This is a genomic window from Yoonia sp. 67-2, assembly GCF_035117555.1.
Taxonomy (GTDB): domain Bacteria; phylum Pseudomonadota; class Alphaproteobacteria; order Rhodobacterales; family Rhodobacteraceae; genus Yoonia.
Window position 1 is genome coordinate 65,188 of the sequence record NZ_JAYKPK010000006.1, and the last position, 21,102, is coordinate 86,289.

The 21,102-nt window shown below is 60.5% G+C and carries 21 protein-coding genes and 1 tRNA gene; 7 read left to right on the top strand and 15 right to left on the bottom strand.

The annotated features are described in order from the left end of the window. Window positions 1–140: 140 nt before the first annotated feature. Complete coding sequence (gene secE, locus VOY09_RS11250) at window positions 141–341, bottom strand: preprotein translocase subunit SecE (RefSeq protein WP_322896033.1); 201 nt, start codon at window positions 339–341, stop codon at window positions 141–143. Window positions 342–395: 54 nt separating this feature from the next. Further along, complete coding sequence (locus VOY09_RS11255) at window positions 396–1,289, bottom strand: hypothetical protein (RefSeq protein WP_322896034.1); 894 nt, start codon at window positions 1,287–1,289, stop codon at window positions 396–398. Window positions 1,290–1,539: 250 nt separating this feature from the next. Between VOY09_RS11255 and VOY09_RS11260 the strand changes: the two genes are divergently transcribed. Genes VOY09_RS11260 through VOY09_RS11270 form a run of 3 tightly spaced genes read left to right on the top strand, consistent with a single transcriptional unit; the run spans window position 1,540 to window position 4,442 of the window. Further along, the gene (locus tag VOY09_RS11260; protein WP_322896036.1) at window positions 1,540–2,142 is read left to right on the top strand and encodes a TRAP transporter small permease; all 603 of its coding nucleotides are present in this window, start codon (window positions 1,540–1,542) and stop codon (window positions 2,140–2,142) included. Further along, a complete protein-coding gene (locus VOY09_RS11265) occupies window positions 2,142–3,407 on the top strand; it encodes a TRAP transporter large permease (protein ID WP_322896039.1) in 1,266 nt (421 codons plus the stop codon). Before VOY09_RS11260 ends, VOY09_RS11265 begins: the two co-directional genes overlap by 1 nt. Window positions 3,408–3,455: 48 nt before the next feature. Next, a complete protein-coding gene (locus VOY09_RS11270; protein WP_322896041.1) occupies window positions 3,456–4,442 on the top strand; it encodes a TRAP transporter substrate-binding protein in 987 nt (328 codons plus the stop codon). A 26-nt stretch (window positions 4,443–4,468) separates the two neighbouring features. On the opposite strand, the gene VOY09_RS11275 is transcribed toward VOY09_RS11270, so the two are convergent. The 9 genes from VOY09_RS11275 to VOY09_RS11315 form a co-directional block, all read right to left on the bottom strand. Next, a complete protein-coding gene (locus tag VOY09_RS11275; RefSeq protein WP_322896043.1) occupies window positions 4,469–5,497 on the bottom strand; it encodes a trans-3-hydroxy-L-proline dehydratase in 1,029 nt (342 codons plus the stop codon). Further along, window positions 5,498–7,162, bottom strand: coding sequence for an aconitase family protein (locus tag VOY09_RS11280; RefSeq protein WP_322896045.1), 1,665 nt, complete (start codon window positions 7,160–7,162; stop codon window positions 5,498–5,500). Between the two features lie 5 nt (window positions 7,163–7,167). Then, window positions 7,168–8,169 (bottom strand): 4-hydroxyproline epimerase, encoded by a 1,002-nt coding sequence (locus VOY09_RS11285; protein ID WP_322896047.1) that lies wholly within the window; start codon window positions 8,167–8,169, stop codon window positions 7,168–7,170. A 1-nt stretch (window position 8,170) separates the two neighbouring features. Then, window positions 8,171–9,403: an NAD(P)/FAD-dependent oxidoreductase gene (locus tag VOY09_RS11290; RefSeq protein WP_322896049.1), complete on the bottom strand. Its 1,233-nt coding sequence runs from the start codon at window positions 9,401–9,403 to the stop codon at window positions 8,171–8,173. 2 nt (window positions 9,404–9,405) lie between these two features. Next, window positions 9,406–10,128, bottom strand: a complete 723-nt coding sequence (locus VOY09_RS11295) for an amino acid ABC transporter ATP-binding protein (protein WP_322896050.1) — start codon at window positions 10,126–10,128, stop codon at window positions 9,406–9,408. Then, window positions 10,121–10,774 (bottom strand): amino acid ABC transporter permease, encoded by a 654-nt coding sequence (locus VOY09_RS11300; RefSeq protein WP_322896052.1) that lies wholly within the window; start codon window positions 10,772–10,774, stop codon window positions 10,121–10,123. Before VOY09_RS11300 ends, VOY09_RS11295 begins: the two co-directional genes overlap by 8 nt. Window positions 10,775–10,786: 12 nt before the next feature. Continuing rightward, window positions 10,787–11,452: an amino acid ABC transporter permease gene (locus VOY09_RS11305; RefSeq protein WP_322896054.1), complete on the bottom strand. Its 666-nt coding sequence runs from the start codon at window positions 11,450–11,452 to the stop codon at window positions 10,787–10,789. A 53-nt stretch (window positions 11,453–11,505) separates the two neighbouring features. Next, the gene (locus tag VOY09_RS11310; protein ID WP_322896057.1) at window positions 11,506–12,315 is read right to left on the bottom strand and encodes a transporter substrate-binding domain-containing protein; all 810 of its coding nucleotides are present in this window, start codon (window positions 12,313–12,315) and stop codon (window positions 11,506–11,508) included. Window positions 12,316–12,461: 146 nt separating this feature from the next. Then, window positions 12,462–13,979 carry an aldehyde dehydrogenase (NADP(+)) gene (locus tag VOY09_RS11315; RefSeq protein ID WP_322896058.1) on the bottom strand — a complete coding sequence of 506 codons (1,518 nt, stop codon included), beginning with the start codon at window positions 13,977–13,979 and terminating at the stop codon, window positions 12,462–12,464. Between the two features lie 137 nt (window positions 13,980–14,116). Here VOY09_RS11315 and VOY09_RS11320 point away from each other — a divergent pair, with 137 nt between their 5' ends. The 3 genes from VOY09_RS11320 (at window position 14,117) to VOY09_RS11330 (ending at window position 17,012) form a co-directional block, all read left to right on the top strand. Then, window positions 14,117–15,148, top strand: coding sequence for an Ldh family oxidoreductase (locus VOY09_RS11320; protein ID WP_322896060.1), 1,032 nt, complete (start codon window positions 14,117–14,119; stop codon window positions 15,146–15,148). A gap of 84 nt (window positions 15,149–15,232) precedes the next feature. Next, on the top strand, window positions 15,233–15,937 hold the full coding sequence (locus VOY09_RS11325) for a GntR family transcriptional regulator (RefSeq protein WP_322896062.1): 705 nt from the start codon (window positions 15,233–15,235) through the stop codon (window positions 15,935–15,937). A 112-nt stretch (window positions 15,938–16,049) separates the two neighbouring features. After that, a complete protein-coding gene (locus tag VOY09_RS11330) occupies window positions 16,050–17,012 on the top strand; it encodes a dihydrodipicolinate synthase family protein (protein ID WP_322896064.1) in 963 nt (320 codons plus the stop codon). A gap of 260 nt (window positions 17,013–17,272) precedes the next feature. Here VOY09_RS11330 and VOY09_RS11335 read toward each other — a convergent pair. Beyond that, window positions 17,273–17,348 (bottom strand) — tRNA-Trp (locus tag VOY09_RS11335). 122 nt (window positions 17,349–17,470) lie between these two features. Between VOY09_RS11335 and VOY09_RS11340 the strand changes: the two genes are divergently transcribed. Then, the gene (locus tag VOY09_RS11340; protein WP_322896066.1) at window positions 17,471–18,148 is read left to right on the top strand and encodes a DUF374 domain-containing protein; all 678 of its coding nucleotides are present in this window, start codon (window positions 17,471–17,473) and stop codon (window positions 18,146–18,148) included. A gap of 184 nt (window positions 18,149–18,332) precedes the next feature. Here the strand turns inward: VOY09_RS11340 and VOY09_RS11345 are convergent, their stop codons facing one another. From VOY09_RS11345 to tuf, 3 genes are all read right to left on the bottom strand, one after another. Next, window positions 18,333–18,989, bottom strand: coding sequence for a CatB-related O-acetyltransferase (locus tag VOY09_RS11345; RefSeq protein WP_322896068.1), 657 nt, complete (start codon window positions 18,987–18,989; stop codon window positions 18,333–18,335). Window positions 18,990–19,158: 169 nt separating this feature from the next. Continuing rightward, window positions 19,159–19,665, bottom strand: coding sequence for a GNAT family N-acetyltransferase (locus tag VOY09_RS11350; RefSeq protein WP_322896072.1), 507 nt, complete (start codon window positions 19,663–19,665; stop codon window positions 19,159–19,161). 169 nt (window positions 19,666–19,834) lie between these two features. After that, on the bottom strand, window positions 19,835–21,010 hold the full coding sequence (tuf, locus tag VOY09_RS11355) for an elongation factor Tu (RefSeq protein ID WP_323811280.1): 1,176 nt from the start codon (window positions 21,008–21,010) through the stop codon (window positions 19,835–19,837). Window positions 21,011–21,102 lie beyond the last annotated feature (92 nt).

Sequence of the window (21,102 nt, forward strand, 5' to 3'; positions counted from 1 at the left end):
TCCGACGCCTGCGCCGGTGTCGAAAATAAAAGCGGCGCGCAACTCGATTCGCCGCACGCCATATTTCCGAAGTTGGTTGCCATTACAGCCCCCACCGCCTGTTTTCAAGAGGGGCGGGGCAGAATAAGGGCCAAAGCGCCTCAGCCGCCGAAATAGCCCAGCACGCCGGACAGACCCATGCGGATCAGGAAATCGACCAGCGAAAAGAAGACAGCCGCCAAAGCAGCAAGGATGAACACCATGATGGTGGTCAGCACGACTTCACGGCGGGTCGGCCAGACGACCTTGGCCACTTCGGCGCGGACTTCTTGAATGAACTTCACAGGATTGGCGATAGCCATCGGCGCTTTCCTTTATCGAAACTTCGGCGGACATACGGCTTTGCCCGGTTGACTTCAAGCCCGCATACTATCTGCGGCCCATAGCGGATCAAGCAGGGTGACGCCCGCCATCCCGGCGATCGCGGCAATCTGGTCCAGATAGGCGGCATCGCCTGCCGCATGTTCGGCGGGCGTGAAGCCGTCAAAGGCCGGATAGCCATCCTCGACCGGCAAAAGGCCGCGTGCCGTGATCCCAAGATCGCCGCGTCCGCCCAATGTATGGCGGTGCAACACCTCGGCAACGGCGGCAGCGGACAGCCCGGCATGGATACGTCCGTCCAGCGGCGTGACCATCTGGGACGGCCGCCCCAGTAAATCAACGCAGATCCTGTCGAAATGCACAGAGTAATCCTCATGGCACCAGATGATCAGCCGCCCGACCCCCGGCATCGCCCGCAGACGGGCCACCATTCCAGCCCAATCAACCGCCTCGGGCGGATTTGTCTGGCGGTACTGCGCCATGCGGACAACATGCCCGCCCATCAATTGCTGGCAATAGGCCGAGTTGATAAAGCCCGTCGGGCGCCGGATCCCCAGCAAGACATCGATCTTTTGCCCCAGCGCCTGCGCGACAGCATCGACGCGCGCAGCAGCGTCGGGATAGCGCCGGATTACGGTTTTGCGGTGCGGGCTGTTCAGCGGTCCGATAAAGTTTTCTTCGCTCAGTGCCAGCCGCTGCACGCTCTGACGCAGCGTGGCGATCAGGTCGGACAGGCCGGGGCGGCCCGGCTTCAAGCCGAACAGCGCTGCGACCGATTGCCCCGGCAATCGCAGATGGTCCGGCCCGAGATAGGCCGTGCCCGCGGCAAAAAGCGCTTCGGCCCGCGCCTCGACAGAGCGCTGCAAATGCGATGTTGCCGTCTTATGCGCACCGATATGGAAGGCGACGGAAAAGTCAGCTTTGGTCATGGGCAATGGTGATCCTTCGCATAGGGACCGCGTGTCACCGGGGATAAACCCGGCCACCGATGGGAAACAAGGCAAAAGGAACGCGGGTTCTTTGAACGTCGCCGACCAGACACGGTGATAACCGCATAAATTTTCATCAAAGGACTGTTACGGTCAACTTTTATGTCGACATAAAAAATTTACAGATGATATAGATTGCATACTGAGACCGAGCTACGCCTGAACACATATTGTTTACAAGGAGCAAGCGATGGATGCAGCGTCACATCAGCCACCACGTGCCGCGCGAGGCTGGATCACCTTTTCAAACGCGGTCCTCTTCATCGAATTGCGGTTGGCAGCGCTGCTGCTCGCGGTTCTGCTTTGCGTGATCCTGACCAATGTGGTGACCCGTTATGCTGGTATGCCGATATATTGGATTGATGAGCTGGCTGTCATCGCGATGGTCTGGCTCGGGTTCATCGGCGCCTCGGCGATGTCACGGCTCCGGCTCGACTTTGCGATCACATTTCTGGCGGGGGCCGTGCCGTTACGGCTCGGGGCGGTGGTGCGGATTGGCGGGATTGCCCTGGTGGTGCTGTTTGGCTTTGCGCTGGCCTGGATGTGCTGGCTCTGGCTTGACCCTGTGGGCATCGCCAAAGCCGGGTTTGACGGTCGTGCTTTTGCCGGTGCGACGTTCAACTTTGTCTACACCGAAACGACGATGACACTGGGCTGGCCACGCTGGGCGGTGATGTGCGTGATCCCGATCTTCGCGATCACCATGATGCTGCACGGCATCGCCAGCCTGATTGAGGAAATCTGGGGTTGCGATCACACCGCCATCTCCGGCTTTGAGGAGGCGAGCGTCTGATGGGCACGGGAGCAGTTCTTTTTCTGGCGATGATCATCGGCGCACCGATTGGCATCTGCCTGTGCGTGGCCGCCATCGTGTTTCTGTACAGCACCGATAACACGGTATTGTTTGCCTCCTATCCCACGCAGATGTTCGACAGCGTCGGCAGCTACGGTCTGATCGCGATCCCCTTGTTCATTCTGGTTGGCGATCTGATGAACGAAGGCGGTATCACCGCACGGATCGTACGCATGGCGATGGCCTTTATCGGCTCGGTCAAGGGCGGGCTCGCCTATGTCAATCTGATCGCCAATATGTTCGTGGCCTCGATCATGGGCTCCGCCGCGTCGCAGGTCGCCGTGATGTCGCGCGTCATGGTGCCTGAGATGGAACGCCAAGGCTACCGCCGCGATTTTGCCGCCGGGCTGACGATCTATGCGGGTATTCTGGGGCCGATTGTGCCGCCCTCGATCATGTTCGTGGTCTATAGCGTGCTGGCGCAAATCTCGGTCGGGGATATGTTGTTATCAGGCATCGTGCCGGGGCTGATGATCGCGGGGTCCTTTATCGTCCTGATCGCCATCCTGGGCCTGTTCTATCCCTATCCGGTCAGTCCGCCGCAATCCATGGCACAGCGCGGTCGGGCCATCATCGATGGATTGCCGACACTGCTGATCCCGCTGGTGATCGTCGGATCGATCATGACCGGTCTGGCCAACCCGACCGAGGCAGCGGCTGTCGGTGTTCTCGCCGCCTTTGTGGTCGGGCGGTTCTGGATCGGCGATCTGAGCTTTGCGGCGCTGCCTCGTATCTTCATGCGCGCGGCTTGCTATTCGGCGATCATCCTGTTTCTGGTGGCGGCAGCAGGCGTGTTTTCCTGGGTGTTGACCTATGGCCGTGTGCCACAGCAGATCGGCGCATGGATTCAGACCGTAGCGCATGATCCGCTGACCTTCATGCTGTTGGTCAATGTCATTTTGCTCTTCATCGGCACAGTCGTCGATGGCGCACCGGCGCTGATCATGACCGTGCCGATCCTGTTGCCTATCGCAACCGAGGTTTACGGCATTGATCCCTTCCATTTCGGCGTGGTTGTCGTGCTCAATCTGGTGCTGGGTTTCATGACGCCGCCGGTGGGCCTTTGCCTTTACATCGGGGCGGCGGTGACAGGGGTGAAACCCCTGCGGCTGTTCATCGTGACGCTGCCGTTCTTTGCGGTGATTGTCACGATCCTCGTGCTTTTGTCGGTCTTTCCAGTCTTGTCGACGGTGCTGTCGCGCTAAGCCCGTTGGCGGTCCAATCATATCAGCGCAACCAACAAGGAGCCACAGATGACCAAGTTTTCACGTCGCCAGATATTGGCAACCAGCACCGCCTTTGCCCTGACCAGCCCGATGATCGCACGGGCGCAGACCCGCGAATTGCGGCTGGGGCTGATTACCCCCACCGGCCATTCATGGAACGATGCCGCGCTTGATCTGGCCGAGATGATCCAGACGCAGACCGATGGCCGCCTGTCGATGACCGTGTTTCATGCGGGTCAGCTCGGCAATGAAGCCGCGATGATGCAGCAATTGCAATCCGGTGCGCTGGATATGGGGATCATTCAGGCAGCCGAACTTGGATCACGCTCTGATCATCTGGCGGCGATCAATGCGCCTTATCTGGTCGATTCGACCGAGAAAGCTGCCGAACTGATGCGCCATCCCGAAGTGCTGGCGATGTTCGACGTACTGCCGGCCGAGACCGGAACCATCGGACTGGGCTGGGCCATCACCGGCATGCGCGCCGTGTTTTCGTCGCGCGAGATAGTGACGGTGGAGGATATGAACGGTATGAAACTGCGGATCAACCCGACCCCGGTTTACCGTGATTTCTATCAGCTGTTGGGTGCCGCCCCGACACCGATCCCGACACCGCAGGTCTATGACGCCATGGCCAACGGACAGGTCGACGGGCTGGAGGCGGATCTGGAATTTTCCTGGAACCAGCGATTTGATCAAGTGTCGAAAAGCATCCTGCGGATGAATGCGTTGTTCATGCCTGCCGCTGTCGTCGCTTCTGGCCGGAACTGGCAGGCGATGCCGGAAGACGACCGCGCCTTGATCGCTGATGCCGTCAATGCAGCGCTTGAAACGCAAAGCAACAGCATCGTCAGCGAAGAATCGGGCCTGATCCAGAACCTCGCCGACACGGGTATCGTGATGAACGAAGTCGCCGCCGCAGACCGCGAGATGCTGATCACCGAATTCGACAAGATCTGGCAGCCCAAAGCGCCGGTGATCGCGCGTCTGCGCGAAATCGGTGCAGCACTCTGAATGAGGTGGGGGGCTTCAATGCCCCCCTATTTCGCACCCCAGGTGTCACTTAGCCGATAGCCTTCGGGCCAAGGGTCGGACGGGTCGAGCATGTGCTGATGCACACCAGTGATCCAGCCGCGTCCCGAAATCTCTGGCAGGATCGCGGGTTGGCTGCCGACCATAGTCTCGCCTAAGATCCGCCCTGCGAAGGTTGACCCGATCAGCGACACAGCCGTCAGCCTGTCATCCACCCCCATTTGCCCGCGCGCATGCAGCAGCGCCATACGTGCCGACAGCGCGGTGCCAGTGGGCGAACGGTCGACCTTGCCGGGCCGGATCGCGACTGCGGCACCGGCGCGCAATTCACGCCTGGCGCGCGTGACAGGCCCTGCGAAAAGGCAGAATGAAATATGCCGCCAATCGGGGTTGCCGGGGTGATGAAAGCCAAGCTGTTCATTTGCCGCTGCGGTGATCCGCACACCGAGGCGGGCGATCTCATGCGCCTCATCCGCACCCAGGGCAAAGCCCAGCGCAGCGGCGTCGACGCAGACAAAACTGTCGCCGCCATAGGCGGTGTCGACACGCAAGGTGCCAAGCCCCTCAACCTCAAGTTCCGCATCCAGACGCGCGGCGAAGCTGGGCAGGTTCTGCACGAAGATCCGCTCTGCCTTGCCATCGCGGCATAGGGCGCGCACGCGCACCAACCCTCCCGGTGCCTCCAGCACCAGATGGGTTTCCGGTTCCTGCATCGGGATGATGCCGCTATCCAGCAGCACGGTTGCCACACAGATCGAGTTCGAGCCGGACATCGGCGGCGTATCCTCGGGCTCCATGATGATAAAGGCGGCATCGGCCTGCGGGTCTTTCGGCGGCACCAGCAGGTTCACATGGCGAAAGACCCCGCCGCGCGGTTCGTTCAGCACAAAATTGCGTAAGGTATTGTCACGCGCAATCCAGCGCGATTGTTCCCATAAGGTGTCCCCCGGTGGCGGCGCGACGCCGCCGACAATCACATCGCCGACCTCACCTTCGGCATGGGCGGAAATGACGTGGATGGTTTTGCTGCTACGCATTCAGGTCTCCAGCCAGTGCGGTAATATCTTGGGGGCGTGGCCGGTCGTTGCGGCCTGAGCGCAAGCGGCCAAGCTGCCAAAGCGCAATTGCCGACCGCTAAGCCCCGGCCCGTAATGGGCATATTTGCCGGAATTGGTCATCACAGTTTGCGTGGAAACGGGAAACACAGGTTCCGAGATCGAGCACCAGCACAGATCGGGGATCACCTGCACGCCTGCGGCTTGCAACTGACCCAGCGTGCCGCAGGCCTGTGCATCAGCGATCACCTTGCGCCCGGCGGTGACGATGGTGGGGATTGCGACGTGGCGACCGCCAAGCGCAGCGGCCAAGGCGCGGCACTCGGACGAGGACGCATGCGGGCTGCCGATGGCGATCAGATCAACCGCCTCTGGTCCCGCATTCAGGCTATGCCATGCTTCGGCCATGTCGGACCGGGTGATGGTCCGGTGATCGGCTTTCGGCGACAAACGATCCGCCTCGGGCGTGACACCTGCGACATGCAGCATGGGCGCTGCTGATGTCGTGCCAAATGCAGCGCAGAGTGCCTTAAGGTCGTCAGGCGACGGGGCCGCCTGCGCTAACCCCCGCAGCACGGGGATGCGGTCGGGCGACATCTTTCCTGCCAGCCAGCCGATCAGCGGCCAGAAGGCGTCGTCGATCTCGGTGGGCAGATCGATGGACAGCACCCGTTGCGCGGCGCGGTTGGCATCCAGATAGACGCCAGTCAGCGGCGCGCGCCCGGTCAAAGCGATACAGAGATCAAGGAAATCGGGGTGCTTGGCCGTGCGCGCGCCCAGCACCGAATTGGCATAGATCACCGCATTGGATTCCGACCATGCGATCAGGTCACCCTGCGCCGGGGCAGAATCGAGCAGATAGGGCGCGCAGGTGAAACTCGGCTGGCAACCCATGCTGGTATAGGCATCGGCCAGCCGTTGGGCCGGGCCGCCGAACAAATCCGGCACGCCCTGTGCGCGCCAGTTTTGATGATCGACGGAGATCGCGTTCATCGTCGTCGGGATCCGCACCTTTGCGCCCAGATCGGCCATGGCCTGCGCAAAGGTCAGATTGGCGGGGCTGGCATAGATGCAACCATCGATATGGCCTTGCGTCACGTCGATCAGGCTGGTGGCGCCCTGCGCTGCGGCCATCCGCGTCAGGATGCGCATGGCGAGTTGCGGGGCAGCACCTGCGTCCCCTGCCAGCATGGATTGGTCAGCCTCGGTCAGTGCGAGCATGCTGTCAGGCAGCGGCTGGACCTTCAGGCGCAGATTGCCCGCAAGGATCGCATCGGGGGTGATCTGCGCTTCCGCCTCTGCCGCGAGGGCGGCAAAATCCTGCGGATCAAGGCGCAGCACTGGCAGCACTTTGCCGAACATCTCGGCTGCGATCAGCGCGCCAAGGGTGACGACATCTTCGGCCTCGCTAAACACCAGCGCTGCGGGCGCGCGCCCGTTCAGCGCCATATCGAGCAGGACGCCCGACCCGGTGCAGGACCCGCGTGTCGATGGCATCAAGACAATTGCCCCACTCAGACAACGCCCATGCAAAGGGTGATGCACATCGATCACCGTCGCGGTAGCCGGGTCAATCCCGCCCCAAAAGCTGAGCGGTTCGGTCGTGGCAATGACCGGGCCTTGCGCGCTGCCGGGCAGGATCGCCATAGCACTCACTTGACGACAAACCCATGCGCATAAGGATCGCGATCATCGATAAAGATCGTGTTGATCCCGGTCTGCCGCGCCCAGCCACCAATCGACGGGATAATCGCGGGTTTGCCCGCGACAGTCGTTTCCGCCTCGACCCGGCCTTTGAAGATCGACCCGATGATGCTTTCATGCCAGAATTCATCGCCCGTGTGCAATTGCCCCTTGGCCGATAACTGCGCCATCCGGGCCGAGGTGCCGGTGCCGCAGGGGCTGCGGTCAATCGCTTTATCGCCGTAAAACACCGCATTGCGGCCATGCGCGCCGGGTTGCGTCGCAGCACCGGTCCACAGGATATGGCTCAACCCGTTGATCTGCGGATGTTCGGGATGCACGAAATCGTATTTCTCGTTCAGCGCCCGGCGCAGGGCGGGGGACCAGCCAATCAACTGACCGGCGGTATGATCCGCGATATCGCGGAAATTGGGCTGCGGATCGACGATGGCATAGAAATTGCCGCCATAGGCGACATCGACAGTGATCTCGCCCAGACCTTCGACCTGCGCCGTCAGACCTTCGGCGAACAGGAAACCGGGGACATTGGTCAGGCGGACCTCTTCGACAAAGCGACCCTCTTGCCGATAGGTGATATCGACCTTGCCGGCTGGTGTGTCGATGGACAATTGCCCCGGAACGCGCGGCGTGATCAGCCCGTTTTCCAGCGCCATGGTGATCGTGCCAATCGTGCCATGGCCGCACATCGGCAGACAGCCCGAGGTTTCGATGAACAACACGCCGACTTCGCAATCGGGCCGGGTCGGCGGATAAAGGATCGATCCCGACATCATGTCATGGCCGCGCGGCTCGAACATGAGCCCGGTGCGGATCCAGTCGAAATCGCGCAGGAAATGGGCGCGCTTGTCCAGCATGGTCGCCCCTTCCAGCAGCGGGCCGCCGCCAGAGACAAGCCGCACCGGATTGCCGCAAGTATGCCCATCAAGGCAGGAAAACGTGTGATTGGCCATGTCAGAACCTTTGCGGTGAGAAATGTTGTGGGTCAATGGCCGGTGCCGCGCCGGTGATCAGATCCGCCACAAGCCTCGCGGTGCCGGGCGATTGGGTCAAGCCCAGATGACCGTGGCCGAACGCATAGATCACCCTTTGCGACGCGCGCGAGGCCCCAATCGCAGGCAGGCTGTCGGGCAGCGAAGGACGGAACCCCATCCATTGCGTGCCACCTTGGCTGTCAAGGCCGGGTAGAAAGGCGCGCGCCTTGGTCAGCATCGCCTCGGCGCGTTTGTAATTCGGCGGCAGATGCAGCCCGCCCATTTCCACAGCACCACCGACGCGGATGCCGGTGGACAGGCTGCTGACGACAAACCCATGGCCGCCGAAAGTAACCTGCGTGCGCAGATCAAAGGCACCGGGCGGCAGGGTGGTGTTATAGCCGCGTTCAGTTTCCAGCGGGATCCTGTCACCCAGCCCGCGCGCCAGATCGCGCGAAAATGCCCCAGCAGCCAGCACAGCATGATCGGCGGACCATGTGCGGCCCTGCGCTGTCACCGTCACGCCATCGGCACTGGCCGTCAGCGCGGTGACCTGTGCAGTCTCAATCACCCCGCCCTGCGCGCGGAACTTTTCGGCCAGTGCCAGCACGTAAAGCCGCGGATCGGCGATGGAATACCAGCCTGGCGTAAAGGTGCCATGGGTGAAACGCGGCGCAAGACCGGGCTGGATCAGTGCCATTTCAGCGGCGCTCATGTGGCGGAAATCAATGCCATGATCAGCGCGGGCCTGCCAGCCGGGCAGAGCGGCGTCAAACTCTGATTGCGATTCATAGACCTGCAAATTGCCATCCTTGCGCAGCATATGCGCCGTGCCGGTGGCGGCCAGAAACGGTTCAAGCTCGGCCTTGGACAGATCCATCAGCAGGGTCTGTGCCTTGGTCGATTGCGCCACGCGGGATGGCTGGCAAGCGCGCCAGAAATGGAACATCCATGGCGCAATCTGCAAAGCATAGCGCGGCGGCACCGACAAAGGCCCCAAAGGGTCCAACAGCCAGCGCGGCGCCTTGCGCAGAATACCGGGTGAGGCCAGCGGCAGGATATCGCTGAAGGCAAAAGCCCCGGCATTCCCGGCGGATGCCCCGGCGGCTGGCCCTTCGCGGTCCAGCACGGTTACCTGCATCCCGCGCGCCTGTAGCGCCAAAGCGGCGGACAGGCCGATCACCCCGGCACCGATCACGATCACATGGGGCATGATCAGTGGGTCGCTGCCAGAAAGTTTCGTAATTCCGGGCTTTCGGGCGTGTCGAAAAATTGGGCAGGTGGTGCAATTTCCACCATCACGCCCTGATGGAAGAAAGCGACGCGGTCGGAGACTTCGCGCGCGAATTTCATCTCATGCGTGACGCAGATCATCGTCATGCCTTCGGATGCGAGCAGGCGCAATGTGTCCAGCACCTCGCCGACCAACTGAGGGTCGAGGGCCGAAGTGACCTCGTCAAACAGCATATAATCAGGCGACATCGCCAAAGCGCGGGCAATTGCCATGCGCTGCTGCTGGCCACCCGACAGGCGGGTGGGGTAGACGCCCAGTTTATCGCCCAGCCCCACATGGCTTAACTGCCGCACCGCCTCGGCCTCGGCCTGATCCTTGGGCCGGCCCAGCACCTTGCGCTGCGCCAGCATGACATTTTCCAGCACGGTCAGATGCGGAAAGGCGTTATATTGTTGGAACACGATCCCGATCTTGCGGCGCAATTGGTTGAGGTTGGTGGCCTTGGCATGCACCTCGACCCCGTCGACCAGAATGCGGCCCTGATCAATGGGTTCCAGCCCGTTGATACAGGTCAGCAAGGTGGATTTGCCCGAGCCAGAGCCGCCGATGACGGTCAGCACCTCGCCCTTGGCGACAGTCAGGTCGATGCCTTTGAGAACCTCAAGCGCTCCAAAGGATTTGCGGACGTTTTCGATCTCAATCATTGGACCACTTCTTTTCAAGATAACCGCCGAACCGTGCGACGGGGAAGGAAATGAGGAAATAGAACAACCCGCAGATCATCAGCAGGAACAATGGTTCTTGCAGGCGGGTGATCAGGATCTGGGCGGATTTCAGCAGTTCCACGACCTGCACGACATAAACCAGCGCGCTGTCCTTCATCACGCCCAGCGCCAGCCCGATCCATGATGGCAGCGCGATCCGTGCCGCCAAAGGCATCGTCACGCTGGTCATATCCTGACGCCATGTCATGCCCAATGAACGGGCCGCGCGGCGCAGGGTGGATGGCACCGCCTCGATCCCGCCGCGCACGATTTCGGCGCAATAGGCGGCGGTGTAAAGCGACAGCACCCCGCAGGCGATGGTAAAGCCCGACACCCGGATCCCCAGCACGGTGGTGATAAAGGCATTGGCCAACACCAGTTGGATCAACAAAGGGATCGAGCGGAAGATATCCAGCACAAAGGTCAAAGGTGCCGCCCACCAAGGGCCGACCTGATAGCGGAACACGCCAAAGATCACGCCCAGAATGGTGCCGAAAAAGACCGAGATCGCGGTGACGATCAGCGTCATCCCGGCACCTTTGGCCAGAAAGATCAGATCATTGGTGGTTAAAGCCGTGTCAAACATCGCGCGCCCCCTTCAGTAACGGAACAGCCGCGCCGCCAGCAGGCGGGCAGATAGGGTGACGGTTTTGGTAATCACGTAAAAGATCACGGCGGCAATCGCGAACAGTTCAAACGTACGGAAAGTGCGGGCGTTCAGGTCAGAGGTGACCCCATAAAGGTCAGTATTCATCGCAACCACCGTGCCAAGCGAGGTCATCAGGATCGCCCAGACCATCTGATTGGTCATCGGCAGGAACGAGATCCGCAGCATCTGTGGCATCACGACATAACGGAACGATTGCACCGGCGTCATGCCAAGTGACCGGGCAGAACGGGTTTGCGTATCGGGGATACCTTTCAGCGCGCCACGGAAATTCTCGGCCAGATAGCCTGCGTTGTTGAAGGCGATGCCGATCAGCAGCGACAGATAGGGCGACAGATGGATGCCGAAACTACCCAGCCCGAAATGCACCATATAGATCTGGAACAAAGCGGGCGTATTACGCGCAATTTCAACCCATGTGGTCGCTATGGCCGACAGGATGCGGCTGCCGGACAGGCGGAACATCGTCAGCACCATGGCGATGCAAATGCCGATTACCATCGACAGCAGCGCGACCTCCAGCGTGATCAGCGCGCCTTCGAGCATGCGCGGCAGAGAATCAAGCGCCTGCGCCCAGCGGAAATTATAATTGAACATCACACCCCCGGCGGAAAACCGGGGCGCAACAGCGCGCCCCGGATCTGTTTAGATCAGCGGTAAACGCCGGGGATCGTCAAGTCGGCAGGCTCACCTTCACCCACCCATTTGGCATAAAGCTCGGCATAGCGGCCGGTACGGACCTGCTGGTTGATGAACAGGTCCATGTAATTGATCAGGCCATATTCTTCACGCAGGGTGATCAATCCGACATAATCGGGCACCATAGGCGCCTTGTCGACGATCCGCAGGCCGGGGAAATTGCCCGATGCGACATTTGCTTCGGCCACTTCCACGGTGGAAACGGTCGCGTCCAACTGGCCCTGACTCAGCGCGAGGAACACGTCGGCCTGGTTCTGGTAAGGGCGGAATTCGCCTTCACCCCAGGTCGTGACCTGCTCTTCCAGCCAGATCGCCTCGTAAGTGCCGGCGGTCGCGCCGACAGTCTTGCCCTTCATGTCTTCCCAAGTCGCCATTTCGACGCCTTCATTGGCGACGACAGCGTTTTCAAAGGCGTAATAGGGGATCGAGAAACCTACCGTCTTGGCACGTTCCAGTGTGTCCGAGGTCGAGGCGACAGCCACATCCACACGGTTCGACATCAGGGCGGGGATACGCTCGGGGAAGGTGGTTTCGACAATCTCAGCCTCGACGCCCAAGGCAGCGGCCAGATCGTTGCAATAATCGACGTCAAAGCCGATCGGGTTGTTATCGGCATCGCGCGACCCCATCGGCGGAAAGTCCAGCACGACAGCGCAGCGCAAAGTGCCGGAACCAATGATATCGTCCAGCTTGTCAGCAAAGGCGGGGGCAGCAGCCCCCGTGGCGGCCATCAGGCCAATCGCAAAAATCGTCGTTTTCATCGTTATCTCCCTGTGTGGATGGTGTGGTGTCACGGCAGTATTCTGCTTCCGACTGATCAAATCAAACATAATATACAAAAAATATACAAGTGTGAATTTCATGGTGTTGGTGCTGGGCGCCCGATCGGGGCGCCCTATTGTTTTTATTAGGAATTAAATGCCTCGGGCAGCAAGTCTGCGGGCAGGTTCTGATAGCAGACCGGGCGCAGGAACCTGCGGATCGACAATGTCCCGACCGACGTTGCGCCGAAATTCGTGCTCGCCGGGTAGGGCCCGCCATGGACCATCGAATCGACGACCTCGACCCCAGTGGGAAAGCCGTTGACAAGGATGCGCCCGGCCTTGCGTTCCAGCACCGGCAGCAGGCGCTGTGCGGCAGGCAGGTCGGCATCGTCCATATGCAGGGTCACAGTCAATTGCCCGGATAAGCCACGCGCCAGCTGATCCATTTCATCGACAGATCCGGCGCGGACAATCAGGCCAAGCGGGCCGAACACTTCTTCCCCCAGATCATGATCCGACAGGAATCTGGCGGCAGAGGTCTGGAACAGATTGGGCTGTGCGAGGCGCCCTTCGGATGTCGTCGTCACCAAAGCCATCACGCCGGGATGATCGGCAAAGCGCCGCTGGCCTGCCTGATAGGCCTGCGCAATACCATCGGTCAGCATGACTTGCGGCGCAGTTTTTTCCAGCGCAGCTTTGGCGCTGGCGGTGAAATCATCCGCATCGGCACCATCCAGCACAATGGCAATACCGGGATTGGTGCAGAACTGCCCTGCCCCCATGCAAAGCGATGCCGCCCAATCCGCGCCCAGCGCGTCGGCACGTGTTGCCATGGCGGCGGGCAGCAGGAACATCGGGTTCACGCTGCCAAGCTCGCCAAAGAACGGGATCGGTTCCGGGCGTGCAGCGCAGAGGTTGAACAGCGCACGGCCACCCCCCAGACTGCCGGTAAAGCCCACCGCGCGGATCAGCGGATGGGTCACCAATGCCGCGCCGACGCTGCGGTCGCCGCCTTGAATCAGGCTGAACACACCCGGATGCACGCCGGTCCGGCTGATCGCGGCGTGGATCGCTTGTGCCACAATCTCGCCCGTGCCGGGATGGGCGGAATGGCCTTTGACCACGACGGGGCAACCCGCAGCCAGCGCTGCGGCGGTGTCGCCACCGGCGGTGGAAAAGGCCAGCGGAAAATTCGACGCACCGAAGACGGCCACCGGGCCGATAGGCCGCTGCATCATCCGCAATTCCGGGCGCGGGGCAGGCTGCCGGTCAGGCAGGGCGGCGTCATGACGGCGATCAAGGAAATCGCCTTTTTCAATGTGATCGGCAAACAGCCGCAACTGACCAGTGGTGCGCCCGCGTTCACCGTTCAGCCGTGCCGCAGGCAGGCCGGTTTCCTGCGTGCCGATCTGGGTGATCGCCTCCGCGCGGGCCTCGATTTCGTCCGCGATGGCGCGCAGAAAACCGGCATGTGTGGCAGGGCTGGCATAGCCATAAGACCAGAATGCCTGTTCAGCGGCCTGACAGGCGTGGTCCACGAGGTCAGCAGTGCCAACGGCATAGTTATGCGCCGGACCATGGGCGGGCGTCGAAGCAAAGACTGCAGCACCGGTGACCCAGTTACCGGCGATGAGATGCTTCCCTGTCGGATGAAATTCCATCTGGCGTCCTTTTCATTATGACTTTGGGCACGATCAACGGCCACCCGTCAAAGGCGCGCCAGATGCCTTGCTTTTTGTATACAAATAGTATGCAAATGGTCAAGCAATCTCCTCCTTGTCCAAAAAGGTTTGTCGCCATGTCCCTGACTCTGCCCATCGAAGCCCTGCAAACACGAACCGTGGCGATCCTGCGCCGCGCCGGGATGAACACGCTGCAGGCTGAGGCGCTGGGCCGTGTCATCACAGCGGGCGAGCGTGACGGCTGCAAGTCGCACGGCATCTACCGGATCGAAGGTGTGCTGCGCACGCTCAAGGCGGGCATGGTTGACGGCACTGCGCTGCCGGTGCTGCAACCTGATGACGGCAAGGCAATCATCCGGGTGAATGCAAAGCGCGGCTTTTCCAGCCCGGCGTTCGAACTGGGCCTGCCACTGCTCGCAGATCGCGCCCGCGATCTGGGTCTGGCGGCCATGGTGGTGAATGATTGCACGCATTTTTCCGCGCTCTGGCCCGAGGTCGAGGCGATCACCGCCCATGGGTTGGCCGGTCTGGTGATGTGCCCCAGCTATGCCAGCGTCGCCCCGACCGGCGGCACAAAGCCGCTCTTGGGAACGAATCCGCTGGCCTTCGGCTGGCCGCGCCCGTCAGGGCAACCCTATGTGTTCGACTTCGCCACCTCAGTCGCCGCGCGGGGCGAGATCGAACTTTTGCGCCGTGCCGGGAAACCTGTCCCCGCAGGCTGGGCGATTGATACAGCAGGCCAACCCACCGATGATCCGGTCGCAGCACTCGCCGGTGCTATGCTGCCTTTTGGTGGGCATAAGGGATCGGCCATCGGGACGATGATCGAATTGCTGGCTGGCGTGATGATCGGCGATCTGACCAGCCCCGAAGTGCTCGATCAGATCGGCAGCACCATGCTGGCCCCGTTCCATGGCGAGTTGATCATCGCCCTGTCGCCCGAAGCTTTCGCCGCTGGGCGACCCGGCGACCCCTTTTCCCGGGCCGAGGTTCTCTTTGACGCAATCACCGGTCAAGGGGCGCGGCTGCCGTCGGCCCGGCGGTTTGCCGAACGGGCCAGCGCCATGGTGGATGGTGTGACACTGACCCAGGCCGAAGCGGATCAGCTGGACCGGATGCTGGAACTGGGGCTGGAGGCGATTACCTGACGCAAGCGGCGGGTGATTGATTCGCACGGCGAACCACCGTATCCCCCTGTCGACACAAAGTTCTGACCGAGGAAGGATATCGCCATGACCGAAGCCACGCCTGACACCGCCCCGGAACGCAAACGCGGATCAGGGGTCAAGCTGGTCTATGAATCGCTCCGCGATGAAATCCTGAACCTGATTCTCGCCCCCGGCAGCCCGATTGACGAAGTGCAGCTTGCCGAACGGTTCGGCATGTCACGCACCCCGATCCGCGAAGCGCTGGTGCGGCTGGCCGGTGAAGGACTGGTCGAAACACTTCCCAACCGCTCGACCATGGTGTCGAATATCGACTTTCTGAACCTGCACACGTTCTTCGACGCGATCACATTGATGTATCGGATTACCAGCCGGGGGGCAGCGCAATATCACCACCCCGCTGATCTTGACCGGATCCGCGCGCTTCAGGCTGATTTTGCCGCTGCGGTGAAAGCGCAGGACGCTCTGGGCATGATCGCGACCAACCGCGACTTTCACGCCGCCATCGCCGAAGCCGGGCGCAATCCATATTATACCACGCTGTTCCTGCGGCTTCTGGATGAGGGGCGGCGTCTGTTGCGACTTTATTACCAATCCTTCAACGATCGGCTGCCGCAAGAATATGCCGACGAACACGAGGCGATCATCGCCGCCATCGCGGCCCGCGACATTGAACTCAGCGACCGTCTGGCGCGCGCCCATGCCGATCAGATCATGCAGCAAATCCAGCAATACTTTGCCCGGGACCTGCGGCAGGATGTGCCGTTATAGTGACGCCAACGCCCGCATAATTTATGTCGACAAATAAAATGCAATCTTTATGATCTGATCAGGAATCGGCGCTTGCGTGCCGTATTGCCGCAATGGATCATAAGGAGTTTTCATGGACACGAAGGTATTCAACGGCGTCATTCCGGCGCTCATGACGCCCTGCAAGGCGGATCGCACCCCTGACTTTGATGCGCTGGTGCGCAAGGCGGGGCAATTGATGGATACTGGCATGTCCGGTGTCGTCTATTGCGGCTCGATGGGCGACTGGCCCCTGCTCACCGATGCGCAGCGGATGGAGGGTGTCGCGCGGCTCGTGCAGGCGGGCATTCCGGTCATCGTCGGCACCGGCGCGGTCAATTCATCCCTCGCCGTCGCCCATGCCGCCCATGCGCAAGAGGTCGGTGCCGCTGGCCTTATGGTGATCCCGCGGGTCTTGTCGCGCGGTGCTTCGGCCATCGCGCAGCGCAACCATTTCGAGGCAGTCCTTGCCGCCGCCCCCGATCTGCCTGCCGTGATCTATAACAGCCCTTATTATGGCTATGAAACCAAGGCTGATCTGTTCTTTGCTTTGCGCGCCGCGCATCCCAATCTGATCGGTTTCAAGGAATTCGGCGGTGCCGCCGCGATGACCTATGCCGCCGAACATATCACCAGCGCCGATGACGGCGTGATCCTGATGGCCGGCGTCGATACCGGCGTTTACCACGGCTATGTCAAATGCGGTGCCAGCGGCACGATCACCGGCATCGGCAATGTGATCCCCAAAGAAGTGCTGCACTTCGTCGCGCTGGCCAAGCTTGCCGCCACCGGCAACCCCGAGGCCCGCACGCGCGCGCGCGAATTGGGCGAAGCGCTGGACGTGCTGTCATCCTGGGACGAAGGCACCGATCTGGTGCTGTATTACAAACACATGATGGTGCTGCAGGGTGATGCGGAATACAGCCTGCATTTCAACGCCACCGACGCGCTGACCCCCAGCCAGCAAGGCTGGGCCGAGGCGCAACTGACCCAGTTCCGCGCCTGGTATGCGGAATGGAGCAAACTGCCCGGTGTCGTCCAGACCTGCAAGGTCTGATGGGCGACTGCCTGTCTTGAACTCACTACCGGACGGGATTGCCTCGTCCGGCGGCTCAGGACAGCCCGCCTGTGCTGTCGCGGGCGCTGACAAAATGATCCAGTTCTGATGATGTAATCGTCCGGTATCGATATCCATCAAAGCTGGCCCGGCAACGGGCATTTGTTGCAATATGCCGCGGATGACATGCTATTGGCTCTCCCCCTCGGAAGACACCAAATTTCGCATTCTCACGCGTCATCTGCAATGATGGTAAAAAGTGGCAGGGGCATGGAGACTCGAACTCCAGACCTACGGTTTTGGAGACCGTCGCTCTACCAACTGAGCTATACCCCTAAGGCCGAGTGTCGGATTAGTCGCAAAAGCCCTGCTGATCAAGAGCGAAGGTGCCGCAGACTTGTGTTCAACACCAGAAATGTTGAAACAGGCCGTAAGACCCCGACCAAAAGGCCAATATATTGTCCCTGCGCAGACGGATTGAACATTCTCAACGGCTGGCATCGTGGCTCGCCTGGCTGGCGGGGGCCTATCTGGCCTTGTGCAACCGCACGACCTGCTGGCAGGTCGATGGCTTGGATGATCTGCGCGCCGCCTTGGCCAAAGGGCCGGTGTTGCTGATCATGTGGCACGAAAGGTCGGTCATGGGTGCGCTGCATTGGCCTGTGGCGGATGGGCCGCTGTCGAGCCTTTACGACGCCTCGCCCATCGGGCGGGTGTCGGGGGCCCTGCAACGGCGTGTCGGCCTGCAATCGATGCAGATGTCGCGCAAGACGGGCAATCTGGCGGCGTCGCGCATCGTGCTGAAGCGCGTGCGCGACGGCGTCAGCATCGGGCTGACCGGCGATGGCCCGCTGGGGCCTGCGCTGGTGGTCAAGGATGCGCCGCTGGAATGGGCGCGGGTCACCGGCGCGCCGGTGTTCTGCTATGCTTTTGCGACGACACGCGGGCGGCGGCTGAACTCCTGGGACCGGATGCTGGTGCCGCGCTTGTTCGGACGCGGCGCGGTGGTTTTTGCGCGGTTTGATGGCGATGTTCCTCGGAAATTACCCGATGCCGCGCGCGAGACTTTGCGCGAGGATCTGCGCCTGTTCATGGACGCCACCACCGCACGCGCCGATGCGCTGATCGCGCGGTAGAAACGCTTTCAGACGGCAGGGCCAGGAAAAGTTGCCAATTGGCAATCTCCTGATATTCAGCGCATTATCAATAGGTTATATAAAATATGCTATCTTGCAGAAAATGGCAGAATCCCCCGCAGGATGAAGGCGTATTTTTGCGGTAAGAACGACCGCATGCTGCGGGGTGAAGGACCGGATTCAGTCAGTCCCGACCAGCCTTGGCAGCGCTTTCCAGCGCGGCCAGATCCGCACCGACAATGGCGGCTTCATTTGCTGCGATCCGATCAATGTCCCAATCCCACCAAGCAATCCTGGTCAGTGCGGCGATGATGTGAGGTGCAAAGCGCCGCCGGATCACCCGGGCGGGGTTGCCCGCGACAATGGTATAATCGGGCACCGTCCCGCTGACCACAGCCCCCGCCCCCACGATCACGCCATTGCCGATCACAGCACCCGGCATGATCCGCGCCCCCTGCCCGATCCAGACATCATGACCGATGATCGTATCCGGCCCTGGATCAGGGACGGATGGGCTGTCCGGGCCACCGCCGGTAAAGATCATGAAGGGAAAGCTGGAAAACCCGTCATGCCGGTGATTGGCCGAGGCGGTGATAAAGGTCACGCCATCCGCGATCTGGCAGAACTTGCCGATACGCAACATCTCGGGCGAGAAATCGTAGAGATAGGGCGCGAGCCGGGCCGCCCAATCCTCGGGCGGAACATGGGCGCTGGCATAGGTATAGTCACCGATGCTGATACGCGGATGGTCGATGACGGCGGATAAAAACACAGTGCCTGCATGGGCAGCGCCATCGGGCAGGCGCAATGGATTGCGGGTCTTGGGGTCTGGGAAGGGCATAGGATACCTTTGTGCTGGAACGATGTCAGTTTCAGAACAGCGGATGATCCATTGGTACCTCCCTTAGCTATAGCTGACATAGATGAGGATGCAGCGTCAGAAAAGTCCCCAAGTGAAAAAACAGCGCCAGAGGAACCGTCCCGCCGCTACCGTCATTAAAGAAGCATCATCACAAGCGATATGAATATACGTTATTTAGATAACCTTGGTCTCCGATACGGAAATGGGTCTCTCCAACCTGTTCAAACCCCCGCGCGAGATAGAAGGCTATTGCTGGGTCATTTTCAGCATTGGTCGTGAGCCAGACAGACTCGATTCCTTTTTCACGACAATGTTGGAGCTCTGCATCCAACAGACGTTTGCCGATGCCCTTTCCATGATGACGCGGCTGAACGTAAAATGTCGAAATCTCCATTTCTGAACAGCCGGGCACGGGTGCCTTGCTCGCAGAGGACAACCGTATGAATCCGTCTATCCCCTCTGCATTTTCAGAAACAAGGATGAACTGATCGGGATCAGGTATGAGCTTCTCGATCTTGGATGGCGTAAATTCCGACAGCGCATAATCCGCAAAAAAGGCATTTACACCGCGTTTAAGATAGGTGCCGATCCATACCTCAATCGAAATCGCGGCAATGCTAGAGGCATCTGACGTGGTTGGTTTGCGTAAAATCATGACCAATGAATGCCAGCTTTCAAGCAAGGTACAACGGAGATCTGGATTGGTGGTCGGCATGTAGCTGACATCGATGCGCCGAAGCTTTGGATGTACGAAGCGCAAAAGGCCGCCCCCAAAGGAGCGGCCTTTCGTCTGGCGTTGGGTGCGTCAAGACGCACCCAACCGTTTACAGCAGGATTTTCGACACAACACCGGCGCCGACGGTCCGGCCGCCTTCGCGGATCGCGAAGCGCAGGCCGTCTTCCATCGCGATTGGCGCGATCAGCTCGACTTCGAACTTCAGGTTGTCGCCGGGCATCACCATTTCCGTACCTTCAGGCAGAACCACAGTCCCGGTCACATCCGTTGTGCGGAAGTAGAACTGCGGGCGGTAGTTTGCGAAGAACGGTGTGTGACGGCCGCCTTCTTCCTTGGTCAGAATATAGGCTTCTGCTTCGAATTTGGTGTGTGGCTTGACCGAACCGGGCTTGCACAGAACCTGACCGCGCTCGACGCCTTCACGATCCACACCGCGCAGCAGCGCACCGATGTTGTCGCCAGCCTGACCGCTGTCCAGCAATTTGCGGAACATTTCCACGCCGGTACAGATGGTTTTCTTGGTGTCGCGGATACCGACGATTTCGATTTCGTCGCCGACGTTGATCACACCGCGTTCCACACGACCGGTCACAACTGTGCCGCGGCCAGAGATCGAGAACACGTCCTCGATTGGCATCAGGAACGGCAGGTCAACTGCGCGTGCTGGTGTCGGGATATATTCGTCGACAGCGGCGATAAGCTTGCGGATCGATTCTTCACCGATGGCAGGCTCGGTGCCGTTCATCGCATGCAGGGCCGAACCGGGGATGACGGGGATGTCATCGCCTGGATAGTCGTATTTGGACAGCAGTTCGCGGATTTCCATCTCGACCAGTTCGAGCAGTTCTTCGTCATCCACTTGGTCAACTTTGTTCATGTAGACGACCATGTACGGGATGCCGACCTGACGGCCGAGCAGGATATGCTCGCGTGTCTGGGGCATCGGGCCGTCAGCAGCGTTCACGACCAGGATCGCGCCGTCCATCTGGGCAGCACCGGTGATCATGTTTTTGACATAGTCAGCGTGGCCGGGGCAGTCGACGTGGGCGTAGTGACGGCTCTCGGATTCGTATTCGACGTGGGCGGTCGAAATGGTGATGCCACGTGCCTTTTCTTCAGGCGCGCCGTCGATCTGATCATAGGCTTTGAAATCACCGAAATATTTGGTGATCGCTGCGGTCAATGTGGTTTTGCCGTGGTCAACGTGGCCAATCGTGCCGATGTTGACGTGCGGCTTGTTGCGTTCAAACTTTGCCTTTGCCATGGTCTGGCTCCTTCAACTTGATGTTTGGGGCGGCGGGAAAAACCCCGCCAGAGGGCGGCGGCCCGTTGCACCATCGCGGGCCAATTATTGCC